This is a genomic window from Endozoicomonas sp. SESOKO3, assembly GCF_024606255.1.
In genome coordinates this window covers 1-1,189 of record NZ_JAHHPR010000186.1, presented here as the reverse complement: position 1 = coordinate 1,189, position 1,189 = coordinate 1, and the positions used below count along the sequence as shown (strand labels likewise).

Annotated in this window: 2 protein-coding genes; both read left to right on the top strand. The window is 47.7% G+C overall.

Annotation, left to right across the window (positions count from 1 at the left end; genetic code table 11):
• Positions 1–677 (top strand): hypothetical protein (locus KDK18_RS03265; protein WP_257253188.1); only part of this gene is annotated, 677 nt, incomplete at its 5' end.
• A 142-nt stretch (positions 678–819) separates the two neighbouring features.
• Positions 820–1,189 (top strand): hypothetical protein (locus KDK18_RS03260; RefSeq protein WP_257253186.1); only part of this gene is annotated, 370 nt, incomplete at its 3' end.

Here is a 1,189-nt window from a genome sequence, read left to right as displayed (position 1 = left end):
GTTCCGGACAAGGCGTTCAGGTACCGCTGCTGCACCGGGTGACACCACAAAAAGTGAAAACCCTGGCCTCGGCCACAGCCGGTCTGGTGTTGGGTCCGGTAGCCACTGTCGGAGCATACGCCCACGGTCTTATATCCGGGTTCACCTATGCTCAAACCTTCGGATTCGCTCTGGCATCCAGTCTCACTTTCGACTTTTTCATGAATGACAACAAAATGCTCACCCAATGGCTGGGCGGACCTATGGGCCGAAGTCTTGACAAGATCAACCGCTGGAGAGGCGTAGGTGAAACGCAAGATGATTATGTAAAACGCACCGCTATTGCCTCGCCTCAGCGCTTCAATGAAACCGATGAAGCCTATACAAACCGTGTTAAAGCAAGCGACGCGACGCATGGCTGGACTCGACATGAAAATTATCTGCAGTTTCGTGAACGCCGTGATCGCACAATGAAGATGTTTGAGAATAGCTGGGAGCAATACTTCAGGGACAATGTGCCCAGATGGTCGTTTTCTCATGCAGAAAGTATTCCTTACTCCTACACTCTGGGTGCTTTATTTGAATCAAGGGCTATAGCGGCTGAGGAAAACCCCGCAGCGGTGAAAGCAGCACCGGCTGGTCTCAAGGTTGAGAAGCTTCACCTTGATAAAGATAAGAAGACGCAGGACGAACTTTGAATTCTGTGAACTAAATTCGTACAAAAGCTTACCGGAACAGCCACGAGCGATTGACAGCCATAAACCATCGTAAGTTGCTTCCTCGCCAGGTATGACAATCACTTTTCACAGTAATAAAAGTATTCAGCTCTAAGGTTTTAAAATGTCAAACACCTGCCCCAATGCACTAAGTCTTGCAGTGGCGATTGCAATCAGCTCTTCCATCATGAGTACAGAGGCACAGGCCGTTCGCAAACTGAAGATATCTGCCTATATTCCGGGCAATGGAGGTTTTGAGTATACTCGTAGTGAGGTCATAGTTCAGCCAACTTTAGCTGATGACCAGCAGACAATACCCAAATCTATTACCACCACCTACCCTTATGAGCTTTCAGAAAGTACCGACTCTATCCCTCCCGGAGGTATGAGCTTTACAGAAATTCTTTATGGTATTGATGAAGGCGTTTCCAGTGTTGATCAGTTTGAAACAGACGAGAATGACGTTGCTCAGAAATATACCAAAGTTCTCAAGG